16 protein-coding genes and 1 pseudogene are annotated in these 18,909 nt (G+C 72.9%); 8 read left to right on the top strand and 9 right to left on the bottom strand.

Translation table 11 applies throughout. The annotated features are described in order from the left end of the window. Positions 1 to 281: pseudogene (locus PGN05_RS04095) on the bottom strand (hypothetical protein); the annotation flags it as partial. Between the two features lie 257 nt (positions 282 to 538). Between PGN05_RS04095 and sbnA the strand changes: the two are divergent. From sbnA to PGN05_RS04065, 6 genes are read left to right on the top strand one after another with little or no spacing between them, the layout of a single operon-like run. Then, positions 539 to 1,525 (top strand): 2,3-diaminopropionate biosynthesis protein SbnA, encoded by a 987-nt coding sequence (sbnA, locus tag PGN05_RS04090; RefSeq protein ID WP_419751248.1) that lies wholly within the window; start codon positions 539 to 541, stop codon positions 1,523 to 1,525. 44 nt (positions 1,526 to 1,569) lie between these two features. Further along, entirely contained in the window at positions 1,570 to 4,407 is a 2,838-nt protein-coding gene (locus PGN05_RS04085) for a Pls/PosA family non-ribosomal peptide synthetase (protein WP_419751247.1), read from the top strand. Positions 4,408 to 4,420: 13 nt separating this feature from the next. After that, on the top strand, positions 4,421 to 6,883 hold the full coding sequence (locus tag PGN05_RS04080; RefSeq protein WP_419751246.1) for a non-ribosomal peptide synthetase: 2,463 nt from the start codon (positions 4,421 to 4,423) through the stop codon (positions 6,881 to 6,883). A gap of 22 nt (positions 6,884 to 6,905) precedes the next feature. Further along, the gene (locus PGN05_RS04075; protein ID WP_419751245.1) at positions 6,906 to 7,901 is read left to right on the top strand and encodes a TauD/TfdA family dioxygenase; all 996 of its coding nucleotides are present in this window, start codon (positions 6,906 to 6,908) and stop codon (positions 7,899 to 7,901) included. Next, positions 7,898 to 8,938 carry a 2,3-diaminopropionate biosynthesis protein SbnB gene (gene sbnB / locus PGN05_RS04070; RefSeq protein ID WP_419751244.1) on the top strand — a complete coding sequence of 347 codons (1,041 nt, stop codon included), beginning with the start codon at positions 7,898 to 7,900 and terminating at the stop codon, positions 8,936 to 8,938. Before PGN05_RS04075 ends, sbnB begins: the two co-directional genes overlap by 4 nt. Positions 8,939 to 8,951: 13 nt before the next feature. Continuing rightward, entirely contained in the window at positions 8,952 to 9,725 is a 774-nt protein-coding gene (locus PGN05_RS04065) for a 4'-phosphopantetheinyl transferase family protein (protein ID WP_419751243.1), read from the top strand. On the opposite strand, the gene PGN05_RS04060 is transcribed toward PGN05_RS04065, so the two are convergent. The 5 genes from PGN05_RS04060 to PGN05_RS04040 all read right to left on the bottom strand — a co-directional run bounded on the left by PGN05_RS04060 (position 9,677) and on the right by PGN05_RS04040 (position 14,147). Beyond that, the gene (locus PGN05_RS04060; RefSeq protein ID WP_419751242.1) at positions 9,677 to 11,350 is read right to left on the bottom strand and encodes an alpha-amylase family protein; all 1,674 of its coding nucleotides are present in this window, start codon (positions 11,348 to 11,350) and stop codon (positions 9,677 to 9,679) included. The two genes, PGN05_RS04065 and PGN05_RS04060, sit on opposite strands and share 49 nt — an antisense overlap. A gap of 36 nt (positions 11,351 to 11,386) precedes the next feature. Further along, entirely contained in the window at positions 11,387 to 11,932 is a 546-nt protein-coding gene (locus PGN05_RS04055; RefSeq protein ID WP_419751241.1) for a GNAT family N-acetyltransferase, read from the bottom strand. A gap of 11 nt (positions 11,933 to 11,943) precedes the next feature. Next, entirely contained in the window at positions 11,944 to 12,132 is a 189-nt protein-coding gene (locus PGN05_RS04050) for a hypothetical protein (RefSeq protein WP_419751240.1), read from the bottom strand. A gap of 80 nt (positions 12,133 to 12,212) precedes the next feature. Then, positions 12,213 to 13,262 carry a TIGR03885 family FMN-dependent LLM class oxidoreductase gene (locus tag PGN05_RS04045; RefSeq protein ID WP_419751239.1) on the bottom strand — a complete coding sequence of 350 codons (1,050 nt, stop codon included), beginning with the start codon at positions 13,260 to 13,262 and terminating at the stop codon, positions 12,213 to 12,215. A gap of 42 nt (positions 13,263 to 13,304) precedes the next feature. Next, complete coding sequence (locus PGN05_RS04040) at positions 13,305 to 14,147, bottom strand: PASTA domain-containing protein (protein WP_419751238.1); 843 nt, start codon at positions 14,145 to 14,147, stop codon at positions 13,305 to 13,307. Positions 14,148 to 14,527: 380 nt separating this feature from the next. Here PGN05_RS04040 and PGN05_RS04035 point away from each other — a divergent pair, with 380 nt between their 5' ends. Continuing rightward, positions 14,528 to 15,616 (top strand): recombinase family protein, encoded by a 1,089-nt coding sequence (locus tag PGN05_RS04035; protein WP_419751237.1) that lies wholly within the window; start codon positions 14,528 to 14,530, stop codon positions 15,614 to 15,616. Further along, complete coding sequence (locus PGN05_RS04030) at positions 15,543 to 15,995, top strand: hypothetical protein (RefSeq protein ID WP_419751236.1); 453 nt, start codon at positions 15,543 to 15,545, stop codon at positions 15,993 to 15,995. Before PGN05_RS04035 ends, PGN05_RS04030 begins: the two co-directional genes overlap by 74 nt. Before the next feature lie 170 nt (positions 15,996 to 16,165). Here PGN05_RS04030 and PGN05_RS04025 read toward each other — a convergent pair whose 3' ends face one another. From PGN05_RS04025 to PGN05_RS04015, 3 genes are all read right to left on the bottom strand, one after another. Then, positions 16,166 to 16,471, bottom strand: coding sequence for a hypothetical protein (locus tag PGN05_RS04025; protein ID WP_419751235.1), 306 nt, complete (start codon positions 16,469 to 16,471; stop codon positions 16,166 to 16,168). Positions 16,472 to 16,532: 61 nt separating this feature from the next. Beyond that, a complete protein-coding gene (locus PGN05_RS04020) occupies positions 16,533 to 16,802 on the bottom strand; it encodes a rolling circle replication-associated protein (RefSeq protein ID WP_419751234.1) in 270 nt (89 codons plus the stop codon). A 489-nt stretch (positions 16,803 to 17,291) separates the two neighbouring features. Then, entirely contained in the window at positions 17,292 to 18,902 is a 1,611-nt protein-coding gene (locus PGN05_RS04015) for an ImmA/IrrE family metallo-endopeptidase (RefSeq protein WP_419751233.1), read from the bottom strand. Positions 18,903 to 18,909: the final 7 nt, after the last annotated feature.

Raw genomic sequence — 18,909 nt, 5'->3', positions numbered from 1 at the left:
GGCGCGGGAGTCGGTGCGGGCGGTGCCGGCGGCCCGGGGTCAGGCGCGGGCGGCGCGGCGGCCGGGGCGGGCCCGCCCGTGGGCGCGGGCCCCCCGGGAGCAGCGACACCCTCGAGGCCGGGGAACGGCACGGGCGGCGGGCCGGCCTCGATGGGGCCGGTGACCATCGGGCCGGCCGGGGCCGGCTCACCCGCGCCGGACGCGGGAGCGCTGGACGCGGTGGCGCCGGAGACGGGCAGCTCGGCGGTCGACGGGTCGGGGGTGCGCGTGGCCTCGGACATCGCCGTCCACGCTAGGCCGCTGTGCCGACAGGACCGGGGAGGCGGACGCGTGTCGACATGTCGTCGTGTCGATCCGGGACGAAAGGCCCGGTACTAGCCCGAAGGTTCTATAGAGACGATGCCCACCCGTATCGGAGGCTCGCTCCACGCCGGCGTGCCGGCGAGGCAGAGCGGCAACGGGGCCGCTCCGGGTGTGGCGGAGCGTGGTCGATGGTCCCGCCCCGCCGCGTGCCTGCCTCCGAGACGAGGAGACGGTCGTGACCGTGATCTCCGCCCCCCAGGACTTCAACGAGGACGAGCTGTACGTCGATCTCGAGCCGGTCTTCGCCCAGTCGCTGTTCCTCAAGTGCGAGGGCTTCAACTTCGCCGGCTCGATCAAGGTGAAGGCCGCGACCGAGATGGTGGAGGCCGCCGAGCGGGCGGGGCTCATCACCCCGGAGTCGGTGCTCGTCGAGTCGTCGTCCGGCAACCTCGGCGTGGCCCTCAGCATGATCGCGGCCAGCAAGGGGCACCGCTTCCTGTGCGTGACCGACTCGCGCTGCAACCTGCCGACCCGGCAGCTGATGGAGGCACTGGGCAGCCAGGTGCACGTGATCGCCGAGCCCGACCCGATCGGCGGCTTCCTCGGCGCGCGGCTGGACTACGTCCGCGCCCTCTGCGCCGCCGACCCCCGGTACCTGTGGCTCAACCAGTACACCAACGACGGGAACTGGCGCGCGCACTTCCGCACCACCGCGCCGGCCATCACCCGCCAGTTCCCGCGGCTCGACGTCCTGTTCGTCGGCGCCGGGACCACGGGCACGCTGATGGGCTGCGCCCGGTTCTTCGCCGAGTGGCCGCGGCCGGTCCGGGTCGTCGCGGTGGACGCGGTCGGGTCGGTGTCCTTCGGCGGCCCGCCCGGACGGCGGATGATCCCGGGCCTCGGCATGAGCATCCACCCGCCGCTGCTCGACCAGTCCTTCGTGTCGGACGTGATCCGGGTCGAGGAGGCCGACGCGATCCGCGCCTGCCACCGCCTCGCCCGGCGCGGCTTCCTGTTCGGCGGCTCGACGGGGACGGTGGTCAGCGGGGCGCTGCAGTGGTTGGCGAGGCACGACGCCGAGCGGCTCACCGCGGTGGCCATCGCCCCCGACCTCGGCGAGCGGTACCTGGACACGATCTACCAGACCAACTGGCTGCGGGACCTGTACGGCGAGGACGTCCTCGGGTCCGACGAGCTCACCGCCGGCCTGCAGTCGGCCTGACCGCACGGTCCCCCGGTCCCGCCCCCTCAGCCCGAGGAGCCCGTGTGCTGGAGAGAAGCGTCCAGACGACCGACCTGTCCGATCGCGTCCCACCGCTGGGCGGACGGGACGGCGGGCCGCCCCCGGTGGCCGAGCGACTGGCGGGGGTGCTGGCCGACGTCCTCGGCGTCCCGGTGCTGCCGGACGGCGACTTCTTCGACGACCTGGGCGCCGACTCGCTGGTGATGGCCCGCTTCTGCGCCCGCGTGCGCAAGCAGGCCGACCTGCCGCCGGTCTCCATCCAGGACGTCTACCGGCACCGCACCGTCACCCGGCTGGCGGCGGCGGTCGCACCGCCCCCGTCGGCGGAGCGGGCCATGGCCGACGTGCTGGCCGACGTCCTCGGCGTCCCGGTGGAGCCGGACGGCGACTTCTTCGACGACCTGGGCGCCGACTCGCTGGTGATGGCCCGTTTCTGCGCCCGCGTGCGCAAGCGGGCCGACCTGCCGGCCGTCTCCATCCAGGACGTCTACCGGCACCCCACGGTCCGGCAGCTGGCCACCGCACTCGACACGGCCGCGGCGGCACCGGCCCCCCTGCCCGCGCCGCCGCCGGCGCCGATCGCCCGGCGGGCGAGCGCCGCGGAGCACGCGCTGTGCGGCGTCCTCCAGCTGCTGGTCTTCCTCGCCTACTCCTACCTGGTCGCGCTGCTGTTCGTCCGCGGTGAGCTCTGGATCTCCGACGCCGACGGCGCCCTGGACGTCTACGCCCGCGCCGCGGTGTTCGGCGGCGCGGCGTTCCTCGGGTTGTGCCTCCTGCCGGTGGCGGTCAAGTGGCTGCTGCTGGGCCGCACCCGGCCGCGCGAGATCCGGGTGTGGAGCCTGACCTACGTCCGGTTCTGGGTGGTCAAGACGCTGGTCCGGATGAACCCGCTGGTCCTGCTGTTCCACGGCTCGCCGCTGTTCGTGCTGTACCTGCGGGCGCTGGGCGCGCGGGTCGGGCGCGGTGCGGTCGTGTTCGCCCGGCAGGTGCCGGTGTGCGCCGACCTGCTGACCGTCGGCGCGGGCACCGTCGTCCGCAAGGACGCCCTGATCAGCTGCTACCGCGCCACCGCCGGGGTGATCACCACCGGGCCGGTGACCCTCGGCCGGGACGTCGTCGTCGGCGAGGCCGCCGTCCTCGACATCGACACCGCCATGGGCGACGGCGCCCAGCTGGGGCACCGCTCGTCGCTGCACACCGGGCAGCGGGTGCCGGCCGGGGCGAGCTGGCACGGGTCACCGGCGCAGCCGGCCGGCGTGGACTACCGGGTCGTCGAGCCGGCCGACTGCGGCACCGCGCGCCGGGTCGTCTACTCGCTGGTGCAGCTGACCGGCGCGCTGCTGGTCACCGTGCCGCTGGCCATCGGCGGCATCGGGTTCCTGCTGGCCGTGTTCCCGCAGCTCACCGAGGTGCTCGACGCCGGCCCGGTGCTGTTCACCCAGCCGGTGTTCTACCTGGAGGTCCTCCTCGCCACCGCCGTGCTGCTGCTGGGGTCGCTGGTGGTCGGCCTGCTGGTCGCGCTGACCGTCCCGCGGGTGCTGCACCTGTGGGTGGTCCCCGACCGGGTGCACCGGCTGTACGGGTTCCAGTACTCGCTGCACCGAACGATCCTGCGGACGTCGAACATCAAGCCGCTGACCAAGCTGTTCGGCGACAGCTCGGCGATCACCACCTACCTGCAGGCCATCGGATACGACCTGTCCACGGTGGTGCAGACCGGCTCCAACTTCGGCACGGGGGTCAAGCACGAGACGCCGTTCCTCAGCCGGGTCGGCAGCGGCACGATGGTCGCCGACGGGCTGTCGATGGCCAACGCCGACTACTCCAGCACCTCCTTCCGCGTCTCCCGGACGGCGATCGGGGCCGACAACTTCCTCGGCAACGCGATCGTCTTCCCCGCAGGCGCCCGCACCGGCGACGACTGCCTGCTGGCGACCAAGGTCATGGTCCCCCTGCACGGCGAGGTCCGGACCGGCGTCGGACTGCTGGGCTCCCCCGCCTTCGAGATCCCCCGCTCGGTGCAGCGCGACCGGTCGGTCGACGAGCTGATGCGCGGCGCGGACCCCGGCCGGCTCCTCCACGCCAAGAACCGGCACAACCTGGGCACCGCCGGGCTCTTCCTGCTCGGCCGGTGGACCGACCTGTCCGCGGTCACCCTCCTCTCCCTCGCCGCGGCGGAGTTCTACCCCCGCGTGGGTGCCGTCGCGGTCGCGGCCGCCTCGGTGGCCAGCGTGCTGTTCCACCTGGTGTTCACGGCGCTGGTCGAGCGGGCCGCGGCGGGGTTCCGGCCGCAGCAGCCACGCATCTGCTCGATCCTCGACCGGGCGTTCTGGTCGCACGAGCGCTACTGGAAGCTCGTCGCCCGCCCCGACTACCTCAACGGCACGCCGTTCAAGCCGCTGATGTGGCGGCTGCTCGGCGTCCGGATCGGCCGCCGGGTGTTCGACGACGGCTGCGGCATGCCCGAGCGGACGCTGGTCACCATCGGCGACGAGTGCACCCTCAACGCCGGCAGCACGATCCAGTGCCACTCGCAGGAGGACGGCGCCTTCAAGCTCGACCGGATCACCGTCGGCGCCGGCGTCACCGTCGGCGTCGGCACGTGGGTCCACTACGCGGTGACCGTCGGCGACGGCGCCGAGATCGCCCCCGACTCCTTCCTCATGAAGGGCGAGGAGGTCCCGCCGCACGGCCGCTGGGGCGGCAACCCCGCCGTCCCGCTGGCCGCGGCGCCGCCCGCTCTCCCGGCCGGGCCGCACGACGGCACGGCGGTCGCGTCGGCACGGCCGGCGCCCCCGCCTCGCCGCGGCCACCCCGCCCGGGGCCGTCATCGTCCCCGTCCCGTCCCGTCCCGCCGCTGAGGAGGCACCGTCGATGACGCCGGATCCCGCCCGCACCTACTGGCGCGACGTCCTGCTCGCGGGCGGCTCGACGACGGTCCCGCGCTGGACCGGCACCCCCGAACCGGGCGTGGCCGAGCACCGGGAGCCGCTGGCCGACAGCCTCCGGACGGCGGTCCGCCGGCGGGCGGGCGAGTTCGGGGTCCCGCCGGACTCGGTCCTGATGGCGGTCCACGCGGCGGTGCTCGCGCGGCTGTCCGGCGAGCCCGACGTCGTCACCGGCTACGTGGCCGACGACGGACGCGTCCTGCCCTGCCGGCTGGACGCCGGACCGGGCACCTGGCGGGCGCTGGTCGACCGGACGCACCGGGCCGTGTCGGAGTTGCGGACGCACGCCGACGCCCCCATCGAGGACCTGCGGCGGGAGCTCGGGGTGCCCGGCCCCGTGTCCGAGACGGTCCTCGACCCCACCGGGACCGGCGACATGGGGGACGCCGTCCTGCACGTCGCCGCGGGCGAGTGCGGCAGCCGGGTCGACCTGCGGGTGCGGTACCGGACCGACGCCCTCGACGCCCGGGCCGCGGCCCGGATCGCGGGGTACCACCGGCGGGCGCTGGAGCTGATGGTCGCCGACCCCGACGCCGACTCCTCCCGGCAGAGCCTGCTGTCGGCCCAGGAGCTGCGGTTCCAGCTGGTCGACCTCGCCGGGCCGCACCGCGACCTCCCCGACCGCCGCTTCCACGAGCTGGTCGAGGACCGCGCGGCGGCCACCCCGGACGCCGTCGCCGTCGTGCTCGGGGACCGGCGCTGCACGTACCGGGAGCTGAACGCCCGGGCCAACCGGCTGGCGCGGGCGCTGCTGGCCCGCGGGCTGGAGCGCGAGGACGTGGTCGCGGTCGTGACCGAGCGCGACCTCGACTGGATGGCCGCCGTCCTCGCCGTCGCCAAGGCCGGCGGGGCCTACCTGCCCATCGAGCCGCACTTCCCCGCCGACCGCATCGCGACCACGCTCACCCGCGCCGGGTGCCGGCTGGTGCTCACCGAGGAGGGCAGCACCGCCGCCCTCGACGCGGCGCTGGCCACCCTGCCCGGCGTCCGGTCGGTGCGCGTCGACGCCGCCTGCGCCGAGGGCTCGGACGACAGCGACCCCGGCATCCCGGTGGCGGCGGACCAGCTGGCCTACGTCTACTTCACCTCCGGCTCCACCGGGCAGCCCAAGGGCGCCATGTGCGAGCACGCGGGGCTGCTCAACCACCTGTTCGCCAAGATCGACGACCTCGGGATCGGCGAGGGGCAGGTGGTCGCCCAGACCGCGCCGCAGTGCTTCGACATCTCGCTGTGGCAGCTGGTGTCGGCGCTGCTCGTCGGCGGCCGGACGCTGATCGTGCCGCAGGACGTCGTCCTGGACGTCGGCCGGTTCGTCGACACCCTCGTCGAGGGCCGCGTCTCGGTGCTGCAGGTGGTGCCCTCCTACCTGGAGGTCGTGCTCGCCCACCTGGAGGAGCACCCGCGGCCGCTGCCGGATCTGCGCTGCGTGTCGGTCACCGGTGAGGCGGTGAAGGGGGAGCTCGCGCGGCGCTGGTTCGCCACGGTCCCCGGCATCGCGCTGGTCAACGCCTACGGGCTGACCGAGACCTCCGACGACACCAACCACGAGGTGATGCACCGCGCGCCGGCCGGCGATCGCGTGCCGCTCGGCCGGCCGGTCGGCAACGTGCAGGTCCGCGTGGTCGACGAGCAGCTGTCCCTGGTGCCGCTGGGCGCCCCCGGGGAGATCGTGTTCGCCGGTGTCTGCGTGGGGCGCGGCTACGTCAACGACCCCGAGCGCACCGCCCAGGCCTTCCCGCCCGACCCGCTCCGGCCGGGGCAGCGGATCTACCGCAGCGGCGACCACGGGCGCTGGCGGCCCGACGGGAAGCTCGAGTTCCTCGGTCGCCGGGACAACCAGGTGAAGATCGCCGGCTTCCGCATCGAGATCGGCGAGATCGAGAACGCCCTGCTGCGGGCCCCGGGGGTGCGCGACGGCGCCGTGGTGGTGACCGGGACCGGCCAGACCCGGCGCCTCGTGGCCTTCTGCACCGGCCCGCAGCCGCTGGAGGCCGCTGACGTGCGCGAGCACCTGGCCCGCTCCCTGCCGGCCTACATGGTCCCCGCCGCCGTGCACTGGCGGGCGAGCCTGCCCCTGACCGCCAACGGCAAGACCGACCGCCGGGCGCTCACCGCGCTGGCCGCCGAGCTCGCCGCCGTGGAGGCGTCCGCCGCCGCGGGGTCCGCGGCACCGAGGGGCCCGGCCGAGCAGCGGCTGGCCGCCGCCTGGGCCCAGGTGCTGGGTGTGCCGGTGGACCAGATCGGCCGGCAGGACTCCTTCTTCGACCTGGGCGGCACGTCCCTGTCGGCCGTGAAGCTCGCCGTGACGCTGGACCGCTCGGTCTCGCACACGGACGTCGTCCGGTTGCCGGTCCTCGCCGACCTGGCCGCGCTGCTGTCCACCCCCTGACCCCCACCGGGAGGAACCCGTCATGTCGACGCCGACCCTGCTCGACCTGGAGCTGCGCGGAGGGCGCGTGCCGGTGCTGCGGGCGGAGCCCGGCCCGGATGCGGCGGGCTGGGCGGCCACACACCGGGCGGCGCTGCGCGCCGCGGTCACCGAGCACGGCGCTGTCCTGGTCCGGGGCCTCGCCCTGGCCGACGCCGGGACGACCGCGGCCGTCGTCCGGGGGCTGGGCGCCGACCCGGTCGCGGAGCGGGAGGCGTTCGCGCCGCGCACGCCGCTGCCCGGCGGGCTGTACTCGTCCACGCCCTGGCCGGCCACCCAGCCGATGTGCATGCACCACGAGCTGAGCTACACCCTCGAGCCGCCGGGCCTGCTCGCCTTCGCCTGCCTCACCGCGCCGACGACCGGCGGCGCGACCGGGCTGGCGGACGCGCCGTCGGTGCTCGCCGCGCTGCCGCCCGACCTCGTCGCGCGCGTCGAGCGGGAAGGCTGGCTGCTGGTCCGCACCTACACCGACGAGATCGGCGCCTCGGTCGAGGACGCCTTCGGCACCGCCGACCGCGACGCCGTCGAGCGCACCTGCCGCGCCGCGGGGATCGATACCGAGTGGCTGCCCGACGGCGGCCTGCGCACCCGGCAGCGGCGCCGCGGCGTCGTCGGGCACCCGGTCACCGGCGCCCGGTGCTGGTTCAACCAGATCGCGTTCCTCAACGAGTGGACGCTGGATCCCGAGGTACGCGAGTACCTGGTCGACGTCTACGGCGAGGAGGGGCTGCCGTTCACCACCCGCTTCGGCGACGGCGGGCCGATCGGTGCCGACGTCGTCGCGGAGATCAACGCGGTCTACGAGTCGGCCACCGTCCGCGAGCCGTGGCAGGCCGGTGACCTGCTGCTGGTCGACAACGTCCGGACGGCGCACAGCCGGGAGCCGTTCACCGGTCCGCGCGAGGTGGTCGTCGCGCTGGCCGACCCGGTCCGGCTGCCCGCCGTGTCCCCGTCCGCCGAGGGAGGTCCCCGATGACCAGTGTCCCGTCCGCCACCGTGCCGGCGTTCGCCGTGATCCCGGGCGCGCAGGTGAGCCGCGCGCTCGAGGGCCGCGAGAAGGAGCTGGTGGAGCTGGTGGAGGCCATCTACCGGCTGCACGGCGAGGGCACGACGGTGAACCCGCCCTCGTACTTCCTGCGGTTCCCCGACCGCCCGTCGGCCCGCATCATCGCCCTGCCGGCCTCGATCGGCGGCGAGCTCCGGGTCGACGGGATCAAGTGGATCTCCAGCTTCCCGGAGAACGTGACCGCCGGGATGCCCCGCGCGTCGGCCGTCCTGATCCTCAACGACCACGACACCGGGTACCCGTTCGCGTGCCTGGAGGCGTCGATCATCAGCGCCACGCGGACCGCCGCCTCGGCCGCGTCGGCGGCCGACTGGCTCAGCCGCGGGCGCCCCCGGCCGAGCCGGGTCGGCTTCGTCGGCACCGGCCTGATCGCCCGGTTCGTGCACACCTTCCTGGTCGGCACCGGCTGGTCGTTCGACGAGGTCGGCGTGCACGACACGTCCGCCGAGAGCGCGGCCGGGTTCCGCGGCTACCTCGACCGCGCCGGGACGCCGGGCCGGGTCACCGTGCACGACACGGCCGAGCAGGTGGTCCGCACCAGCGACCTGGTGGTGTTCGCGACCGTGGCCGCCCGGCCGCACGTGCACGACGCGTCGTGGTTCGCGCACGCCCCGGTGGTGCTGCACGTGTCGCTGCGCGACCTGGCCCCCGAGGTGCTGCTGGCGGCCACCAACGTCGTCGACGACGTGGACCACTGCCTCAAGGCCGAGACCTCGCCCCACCTGACGGAGCAGCGGACCGGCAACCGGGACTTCCTCGCCGGCACGCTGGCCGACGTGATGGCCGGGCGCGTCGACGTGCCGGCGGACCGGCCGGTGGTCTTCTCGCCCTTCGGCCTCGGGGTGCTGGACCTGGCGGTCGGGAAGTTCGTCTACGACGAGGTCGCCCGCTCCGGCGGGCTCCAGGTCGTCGACGGGTTCTTCTCCGAGCTGCGGCGTCACGGGTGAGCGGCGCGACCCCGTGTGCGCGGTCGTCCCGTCCCTGCTGCCCGGCGTCGCCCAGGTGTGGTGGGCGCGCGCCGAGGAGGCCCGCCCGGGGCACGACGCCCTGCTGACGCCGGCGGACCGGGCGCGACGCTCCCGGCTGCGGCGGGCGGCCGACCGCCGCCGGTCCACGGTCGCCGCGGCCGTCGTCCGCCTCGTTCTGGGCGCGCACGCCGGCGCGGAGCCGACCGCCCTGTGGATCGACCGGACGTGTGCCCGCTGCGGTGGCCAGCACGGCCGGCCCTGGCTCCCGGAGGTCCCCGACCTGCAGTTCTCGGTCACCCACTCGGCCGGCTGGGTCGCCGTCGCGGTGTTCCGGGGCTGCCCCGTCGGCGTCGACGTCGAGGAGGTGGGGCTGTTCGAGGACGGCGAGCTCGGCAGCATCGCCGACCAGGCGCTGGCGCCGGAGGAGCGAGCCGAACTGGCCCGGCTGCCGTCGGAGGACCGCGCGCGGGCCTTCACCACCTACTGGACCCGCAAGGAGGCGCTGGTCAAGGCGACCGGTGAGGGCCTGGCGACGCCGCTGGACCGGCTGGTCGTCTCGCCGCCGGCGGCGCCGGCCCGGGTGCTGCGCTGGGCCGGGCACGACGACCGGGCGTCTCTGCGCACGCTGGAGGCGCCCCCCGGGCTGGTCGGGGCGCTCGCCGTCGTGGGCGGGACGCCGCTCCGGGTGTACGAGGAGCGCGCCGACGAGCTGCTCGATCAGACCAGCCGGCGGCTGCCGGGCGCCACCACGCGCAGCCAGCGGTAGCCGTAGCCCTCCAGCGCCAGCTCCACCCCGCCGTCCTCGGCGACCGCCTCCTCGCCCGGCTGCAGCAGGTCGACCAGCCGGTGGTCGGCGCCGCAGTCCTCCAGGGTGAGCGGGACCTTGCGGGGCTCCGGGCCGAGGTTGTGGACGGCGACCAGCGCCCCGTCGTCCCAGCTGCAGAGGTGGGCCAGCACCTCCGGGTGCGGCTGGTCGAGGACGGTGTGGTGCCCCCAGCCCAGCTCCGGGGACTCCCGGTAGCGGCGGATGAGCAGCTCCATGAACGACAGCAGCGAGTCCGGGTCGCGCCGCTGGTCGGCGACGTTGACGAACTCCGGGGCGAAGCCGCCGTCGACGACCGGACCGGGCAGCCGGTCGGGGTCCTCGACGGTCGAGAAGCCGCCGTTGGAGCCGGAGGTCCACTGCATCGGCGTCCGGACGGCGAGACGCCCCTCGGCGTCGAGGTCCTCCCCCATCCCGATCTCCTCGCCGTAGAACAGCACCGGGGTGCCGGGCAGCGAGAACAGCAGGCTGTAGACCATGCGGACCCGCCGCGGGTCGCCGTCCAGCATCGGGGGCAGCCGGCGGCGCAGGCCCCGGCCGTACACCTGCATGCGCTCCTCGGGGCCGAAGGCGGCGAACACCTCCTGGCGCTCGTCGTCCGAGAGCTTGTCGAGGGTCAGCTCGTCGTGGTTGCGGACGAACGTGGCCCACTGGCTGTCCGGGTTCACGGCCGGGCGCTCGGTGAGCGCGGTGCGCAGCGGACCGGCGTCGGCCCGGGCCAGCGACAGGTAGAGCGCCTGCATGCCGACGAAGTCGAAGAGCATGGTCAGCTCGTCGCCGTCTGCGCCGCCGAAGAACTCGACCTGCTGCTCGTGCGGCAGGTTCACCTCGCCGAGCAGGATGCCGTCGCCGGTGCGGCGGCCGAGGAGGGCGCGCAGCGCGCGGAGGTACTGGTGGGGGTCGGGGAGCTCGCCGGCGTCCTCCGGCTCCACCTCGAGGAAGAAGGGGACGGCGTCGACGCGGAAGCCCGACAGCCCCAGCTGCAGCCAGAAGCCCATGATCTTGGCGACCTCGTCGCGCACCCGCGGATCGGCCACGTTGAGGTCGGGCTGCTCCTTGTAGAAGCGGTGCTGGTACCACTCCTCCGTCGCCTCGTTGTAGGTCCAGGTGCTGTCCTCCTGGTCGGGGAAGACCACCTGGGCGGAGGTGTCCGGTGGCTCGTCGTCGCGCCAGACGTAGTAGTCGTGGAAGGGGTCGTCGCGGCTCTGCCGGGCGCGCTGGAACCACGGGTGCTGGATCGAGGTGTGGTTCACCACGAGGTCGGCGATGACCCGCATGCCGCGGTCGTTGGCCGTCCGGATCACCTCCACCAGGTCGCCGTGCGTGCCCAGCCGCGGGTCGACGCCGTAGAAGTCGGTGATGTCGTAGCCGTCGTCGCGCTCGGCGGTCGGGTAGAAGGGCATGAGCCACAGGCACGTGACACCGAGGTCGGCCAGGTGGTCGATGCGCTGGGCCAGGCCCTCGAAGTCGCCGCAGCCGTCGCCGTTCCAGTCCAGGTAGGTCTCGACGTCCAGGCAGTAGACGACCGCCGTCTTCCACCAGAGGTCGCTCGTGTCCGTGATCCGCATGCGGGCGTCCTCTCCTCGGAGTCGGTCGCGTCGTCCCTACCGCAGATCGGGCGCGCGGTCGACCCGGTCGTCGTCGAGGAGCTGGAACAGGACGTGGTCCTGCCAGCGGCCGGCGATGCGCAGGTACCGCGGGGCCATGCCGATCCGTGCGAAGCCGTTGTGCTCCAGCACGCGCTGCGAGGCGGTGTTGTGCAGCAGCGTCGCCGCCTGCAGCCGGTGCAGGCTCAGCGCGCCGAAGGCCGTGCGGACGACGGCGGCCACGGCGGCGGTGGCCACCCCGCGGCCGGTGGCGGACCGGGCCAGCCAGTAGCCCAGGTCTCCCGACTGGAACGCCCCGCGGACGATGGTGTTGACGTTCACCCGGCCGACCGGGTCCCCGTCGAGCACCACCACCCCGGGCCAGACGGCGCCCTGCCGGTACCGCTCGAGGGTGCGGGCGGCCTCGGCGCGCTGGAAGTCGACGGTCGCGTACTCGTCCGGGCGCAGCGCGTCCCAGGGCGCCAGGTGCTCGCGGTTGTCCGCCAGGAGCCGGGCGAGCGCGGGCGCGTCGTCCTCGCTGAGCAGGCGCACCACGACGTCCACGCCCGGGGACCCTAGGTCCCGGCCGTCCCCTCCCGCTCCCGCCGCTCCAGCTCGACCGCCACGCGCACGCGGGCCTCGGCCAGACCCGGCCGCCCGCTCCGGACGTGCCGGGTCAGCAGCGAACGGGCCCGGTCCAGCTCCGGGGCCGGCATCGGCTCCCGGGCGTTGACCCGCCGGATCACGTCGTCCACCTCGTCCATGCGTCCCCGTCCCCGTGGGTGTGTGCCGCTGGAACTCCCTTCGCTGCGGCGGCCGCCGGTGGATGCGGCCGCCGCCGGGGTCACGGGAGCAGGGCCGGCTGCGGCTCCTGGTGCGGCCGCAGCGGCTGGGCCGGCCCGGGCGGGTCGATGGCGACCGCCGGTGCCGGGGTCGTGACGTCGAGCTGCGGCAGGACGTGCTCCCCGAAGGCGTCGAGGAAGGGCAGTTGCTCCTTGCCGACGTGGTGCAGGTAGATCTGGTCGAACCCGAGCTCGACGTACTCGGCCAGCCAGGCGGCGTGCTGCCCGAGGTCGGCGGAGATGCGCACCACCTCACCGACCGCCTCCGGGGTCACGTGGGCGCTGGCCTGGTCGAAGGCGCGGGTGGTGTCGAGGTCCCAGCACAGCGGCGGGGGGAAGACGTTGCTCCTCCACTGGTCGTGGGCGATGGCCACCGCGCGGTCGGGGTCCGGGTCCCAGCTGACGTGCACCTGCAGGGTCAACGTGCCCTGGCCACCGGCGTCCCGGTAGGCGGCGATCACCTCGCGGAGGGTGTCGTGCGGCTGGTTGATGGTGACCAGGCCGTCGGCCCACTCCGCGTGCCGCCCCGCGGTCTTGGCGGTGACGGCCGGGGCGATGAGCGCCGGCTGCTGGTCGGGGAGGGTCCAGATCCGGGCGCGGTCGACGGTGACCAGCCCCTCGTGGCTGACCTCCTCGCCGGCCAGCAGGGCGCGGATGACGTCGACGCACTCTCGCAGCCGGGCGTCCCGGAGCTCCTTGCGGGGCCAGACGTGCCCGGTCACGTGCTCGTTCATCGCCTCGCCCGACCCCAGCGCCACCCAGAACCGGCCGGGGAACATCGCGCCGAGCGTGGCGATGGCCTGCGCGACGATCACCGGGTGGTAGCGCTGCCCGGGCGCGTTGACCGCCCCGAAGGGCAGCCCCGTGGTGGCGAGGGCGGCACCGAGCCAGGACCACGCGAAGCCCGAGTGCCCCTGCCGCTCGTTCCACGGCTCGAGGTGGTCGGAGCACATGGCAGCGGTGAAGCCGACCTGCTCGGCGTGCTGCACGGCGCGGAGGAGGTCGGCAGGGTGCACCTGCTCGTGCGAGTTGTGGAAGCCGATCACCGTCATGCCCGGCCCCCTACCCGCGCCGCCGCGCTGCCTACCGGCGACTCAGGGCACCAGCGGCGGGGTCACACCCGAGTCGCGGTAGAGCGCGGTGAGGGCCTCGTTCCAGGCCGCTCCGGCCTCCGCGCGCACCTCGCCGTAGCGGGCCAGCGACGACTGGCGGGCGGGGCCGTCCGCGCTGAGCAGCGTGCGGGCGCCGTCGAGGAACCGCTGGCTGGCGTCGACCATGGCCTCGTGCGTGCCGGCGCGGCGGCTCCCCGAGGGCGGTTCGCGGTCGGCCAGCTGCGCCTGGAAGGTCTCGACCGCCTCCACGGCGGAGAGGACGACGACCGACTGGGTCCCGCCGTACGCCTGGGTGCGGATGCCGGTGGCGGTCGCGTCGAGTTCGGCGACGACGCTGTTGCCGAGGCGGATGAGCGGGTCGAGCTCGTTGACGTAGCCGGTCACGAGCTCCATCGAGGCCTGGCGCGCCTCGACCTCCTCGGCCGCCTGGCGAGCCGCGTCCGCGGCCTGCTCCTCCGCGACGCGGGCCTGGGCCGCGGCGTACTCCTGAGCGACCGGGGACCCGGCCGGGATCTCGTCGATCGCCCGCTGCTCGTCCCGCTTGCCGACCTCGAAGGTGACGACGTCGCCCGGGGTCACCGGCTCGCCAGGGGCCGGGCTGGTCGCGACGACGACCCAGTTCGCGTCCATGAAGACGGCGCGGTCCTCGAAGGCATCGAGGTCCTCGAACTCCTCGAAGCCCATGGCCTCCAGCTCGCGGTGCGCCTCGTCGAGCGGCTGGCCGACGAGGTCGGGGAGGTCGAGCGGATCGGCCCCGCAGCCGGTGGCCAGCACGAGGACGGCGGCGAGGGCGGCGAGACGCGCGGAGGTGACGGAGCGGAGCACCGCGGCAACCTAACGTCGTCAGATCCGCTCCCGCCGTCATGAGACGCGAGTCCGGCTCCGGTCCGACCTCTCGTCTCGCTGGGGTCACTCGGGTGCACCCCCGTCCCGGCCGGCCCGCACCGTCCGGCCGCCGCGGCAGCCGGCGGCTCGGCCGCGGCTCGGCACGGGGCGCGGCTCCGTCTGGATCAGAACGGGGGCGGGTCGTCGGCGGGGTCGGGCGACGGTGGGCGTTGCGGTGGCGGGCCGGCCAGTACCCGGTGCCCGGTGAGCGGCACCGCGGGTGGCCGCTGGCCGGGTGGGCGGCTCCTGCGGGTCACGCCGCTGGGGGTGGTGACGGTGAGTGTCCCGTCGGGGGTCATGGTGTGGGACCAGCCGCGGGCGTGGGTCTTGAGCCGGTGGTGACGCCGGCACAGGCAGCACAGGTTGACGACCTGTGCCTGATATGCCTCCTCATGTCGACGCCCCGGTCCGCCGCGATCTACGCCCGCATCAGCAGCGACCAGGGCGGAGAAGGCCTCGGCGTGCAGCGCCAGGTCGAGGACTGTCGCAAGCCGGCCGTCAACCTCGGCTGGGACGTGGGCGAGGAATACGTCGACAACGACTTCTCCGCTTACTCCGGCAAGGTGCGGCCGGACTATCAGCGGATGCTGGCCGACCGGGCCTCCGGTGATCGCGACGGCGTGCTCGTCCACCACCTGGACCGGCTCACCCGCCGCCCGCGCGAGCTCGAGGAGTTCCTCGAGGTGATCGACGCGGCCAAGGTCCGGCACGTCAAGTTCGTCACCGGCGACGCCGACCTAGGCTCTGGCGACGAACTACTCGTGGCCCGGATTATGGGCGCCGTGGCAGCCGGAGAGAGCGCGGCCAAGAGCCGCCGCGTGAAGCGCAAGATGCTGCATAACGCCGAACTCGGCCTGCCGCACGGCCGGTCGCTGCGCCCGTTCGGCTTCGAACAGGACGCGATCACCCACCGTCCCGACGAGGCCGAGGTGTTGCGAGAGGTGGCCGAGCGCTTCGTCGCCGGAGAGTCGCTGCGATCGCTGTGCACCGACCTCGACCAGCGCGGCGTGCGCACGGAGAAGGGCTCACCGTGGCAAACCCAAAGCCTGCGCTTCGTGCTGGCCAATCCACGGATCGCCGGACTGCGAGCGCATAACGGCGAGGTGATCGGCAAGGCCGTATGGGAGCCGATCATCAGCGAGGACCTGCACCGGCGAGTGCTGGCCACCATCGCCTCCCGCAAGGTGTCCGGCCGCCGCACCCCCCGGGCCTACCTCCTGTCAGGGCTGCTGCGCTGCGGCAAGTGTGACGGCACCCTCTACTCCTCCCTACGGCAGGACTCCCGCCGCTACGTCTGCCTGTGGCCCGGACCACCGCGGCTGCGGCAAGCTCACCGTGGTCGCTCCGCCGCTGGAGCGGCTGGTTACCGAGTACGCGCTGTTCCGGCTGGACAGCCCCGCCGTCGCTGATGCGATCGCCGGGCGCAGCAGCGCCGGGGACGAGGCCTCACTGCTCGCGATGCAGCTGGCTGAAGAGCGGGAGACGCTGGACTATCGGGCCCAGGAGTTCGGGGTCAAGCGGACCGACCGGCGCCAGTGGGAGAAAGCCCGCACTCCGGTCACTGCGCGCATCGCCGAGTCGGAGAAGCGCCTGGCCAACCTCACGCGGACCGACACGCTCACCGGGCTGGGTACCGGCGAGGTGCTGCGCGAGCAGTGGGTCGGGCTCAACCTCTCCCGCCAGGCCGCCATCCTCCGCACGCTGATCGCCCCCGTCACCATCGCCGCCGGGGTCCGCGGAGCCCGAGCCCTCGACCCCGACCGCGTGCAGGTGACCTGGCTCCTCTGAGCCCCGCCGGCCGGCCGCGCGCTTCGCCCTCCGGGCGAGCGCGTGCGACCGATCCTCCGGCGCCCCCAGCAGCGCCACGACCCGAGACACGGCGGTCACGTCCTCGACATGCAGCGGCACTCCCGAGGCCTCGCACGACGCCGCCACGCGCGCGGCCAGCTCCTCGGGGCTCATGACCACATCGCCCACACCGCGGGCGGCCCTTCCCAGCCGATCGCCTCGTCCGAGGTCCACCCCTCGACGGGCTCGCCACCCATCGCCTCGGCGGCTTGAGCCAGGACGTCCTCGACACTGCGGCCAGACAGCCGCACCCACTCCGGTTGGAAGCCCTGCGCCACCTCGTAGCGGTGCAGCCCCGGTACCCGCCGGGCATCGAACGCCTTGTGTACGTACTTCGACAGGTAGCGCGCGGCCACCCGAGCCTCATCCCGCGGCGTCGAGCCCGACGGCAGATGCCCAAGCAGCTTGATGTGCACAAACCCGTGCCCCCAGGCCCGCTCGATCAACCGGCGGGCGATGAAGCGCCCAACCGCGAAGTCACGTGCTGCCGTGGTCTGTCTTGTGCCACTCCGGCACCCACACGTAAGCGAACGGAGCCCCGCCGAGCAGGTCCCGCAGCGTCCGAAAGAATTGCGCCACGTCGCGGCGAAGCTGGGACGGATCGTGACAGCCCGTACCGCGGTACGTCAGGGTCCCCAGCCGGTTGAGCCGGTTGTGCGCGCAGTACCGGCGCACCATCCGCGCCGCCCGCCTCGCTGCTTCCTTGCGCGACCGGTCCGGGTCACCGCCACCCGCGTAGCGCTGCATCGACACCGAGTAGCGGAACGAGCCCCCGACTTCACCAGCACCGGGATAGAGCGTGACGAACCAGCCCGCAGGACTGGACGCAGACAGGGATAGGGCAACCACGAAGGCCTCCGGAGCAACCGATCAGCAACTGATCGGCCCCGGCGGCTACGCCCTCGCGTCATCTACTGCTTCGGCATCAGCAGCCTGCCGCCCACACACTCATCCCGAGGCTCACGGGGATTGGGGCCCTACCCCGGTCGCGCAGTGTGGGTTACGCGCACCGTTGATCCGCTAGCCCGCGCAGCATCAACAAGCCCCACCAGCGTTGTCAAGTCAGGCGGCGGAACGGCGACCTCTCCGGCGCGAGCATGAGCCACACCCGCCCACGACCAAGGGCAGACCCCAGCGGCCTGGGCACACGTAGCCCTTGGCCGTAGTCGCGCGGCAGGAGCACGAACCTGCGGAGCCGCCTCAGGAACGGGTCAGAGGACGACCCGAGTTATGTTGCTACTTCAAGTCAAGACGCGGCGCTCGCGCGCCGCGTCGCGATCGCTGTTGGGCGACGGTGCGGAGCCTGATGCGATCGTCGTAGGTCAGCTCACCCAAGTTCAGCAAGCGGTCCACTAGTGACGTCAAGCTGACTTGGAGGCGGTCAGCCAGAACCGAGATCGTCTCGATGTCGTCGAGTGCCCCGTCGGTGTCAACCAGCGCTTCCCTCAAGAGCCAACTGGGCATCAAGAAAGCTGCGGCGAAGGCGTTTGCACGTTGTTCAATCGCCACGGGGGCCCATGGCCCGCTCGCAATGGCGAGCTCGTCCCCATGCTCCTTATCAAGCAGCAGGTGGCAAAGCTCATGAGCCAAAGTGAAACGGTGCACGGCCGGGTTCGCCTCATGGCGGCCATACGCGAAGTTCGGGTTCGTGAAAACGTGTGGCTTTTGGAAGGGACCAACCACTGAAACGGCCCGCAAGTTGGCGTCGGACAGCCTCATTCCGCTGACGGAGACACCAAGGTCAGTGAGCACCCGCTCCACGTCGATGGCCAGCGCTGCTCCCTCAACGGGCATACCGATCTGCTCGCAGGCATCTTCCCCGAGTCGGCTTCCCTGCTCCCCCGGTGAAAGTTGGCCAAGCTTTCTCTCGTCCAGCGCGACAGCGTCAATGCTCGCGAGCCACTCCTTCGAATCCGGAACATAGTTCGAGACGAGGGCAGTGGCCAGCGACGAGACGTCCGATAGTTCAATATCTGGACTGAGTGCACCGTACAAGAGGCGAGCGTAGGGGGTTCCCGATACGACCAAGGGCGACTCAAGCTCGTTGCCAAGCAATGCCTGCCGGACGTCGTTATCAACGGCGCGCAAGGCGTCATCAACTTGGTCGCTGACCGCTCTAAATTGCTCGACCTGGTCACCAAGACCGCTCAGCCACGCCAAACGATCAGTGCGACGAGCCTCTCCTTGCACCAGAGAGGTCATACGAACCTCAAGGGCCGTCAAGCGTTCTGAGTAAGGGAGTCGTCGGCGAAGCTCAGCTACCGCTCCGGTCAGAACCTCGTAAAGACACTGCGCGACCGTAGCGACCTGCACACGGTAGGTCCGGTTAGCCCACAAGAAGGCGGTGTCTCGAGGAACGCCCGGAAGCGTCTCACCGCCCGTAGATATTTCTAGCTCGTCGCGGTATCGGCGGATGTACACATCCGGAAACAGCCCTCCCTCTCGGGCTGCCCGAACGTTGTGACGAGTCCACCAGCGGACCCAGCTGTCCATCCAGTCGAACTCGTCCACCTCTTTGAGGCTGAGCGGAGGCAACTTGGTCTTCTCCATCGCCACAGCCGCCGACTCGCCCACATTCTTCAGGGGTAGGCGTTCTTCGTGGAGCAGGGGATCCCAAAACTCGATGAACCACTCGATCAGTGGCAGCAGGTACCAATGTGAACCTTGAACCAACTCATCATTCTCGCGATGAGCAGTGAGGTTCTCCCCGTCCACATAAATGGAGAAACTTCCCCAGGACTCACGATCCTCGGACTGACTCGCATCCTCATCGCCGTGAGGATTTCGAGTGAAGGCCACCTTGAATGCGAAGTTCAGGGGGTCCCCTGACTGCATCTCCCAAGACATGAGGCTC

The organism is Geodermatophilus sp. CPCC 206100 (assembly GCF_048569675.1).
In the GTDB taxonomy this organism is placed as follows: Bacteria; Actinomycetota; Actinomycetes; order Mycobacteriales; family Geodermatophilaceae; genus Geodermatophilus.
Note: the sequence above shows the minus strand (reverse complement) of the source record. Positions and strands in the feature narration are given on the sequence as shown.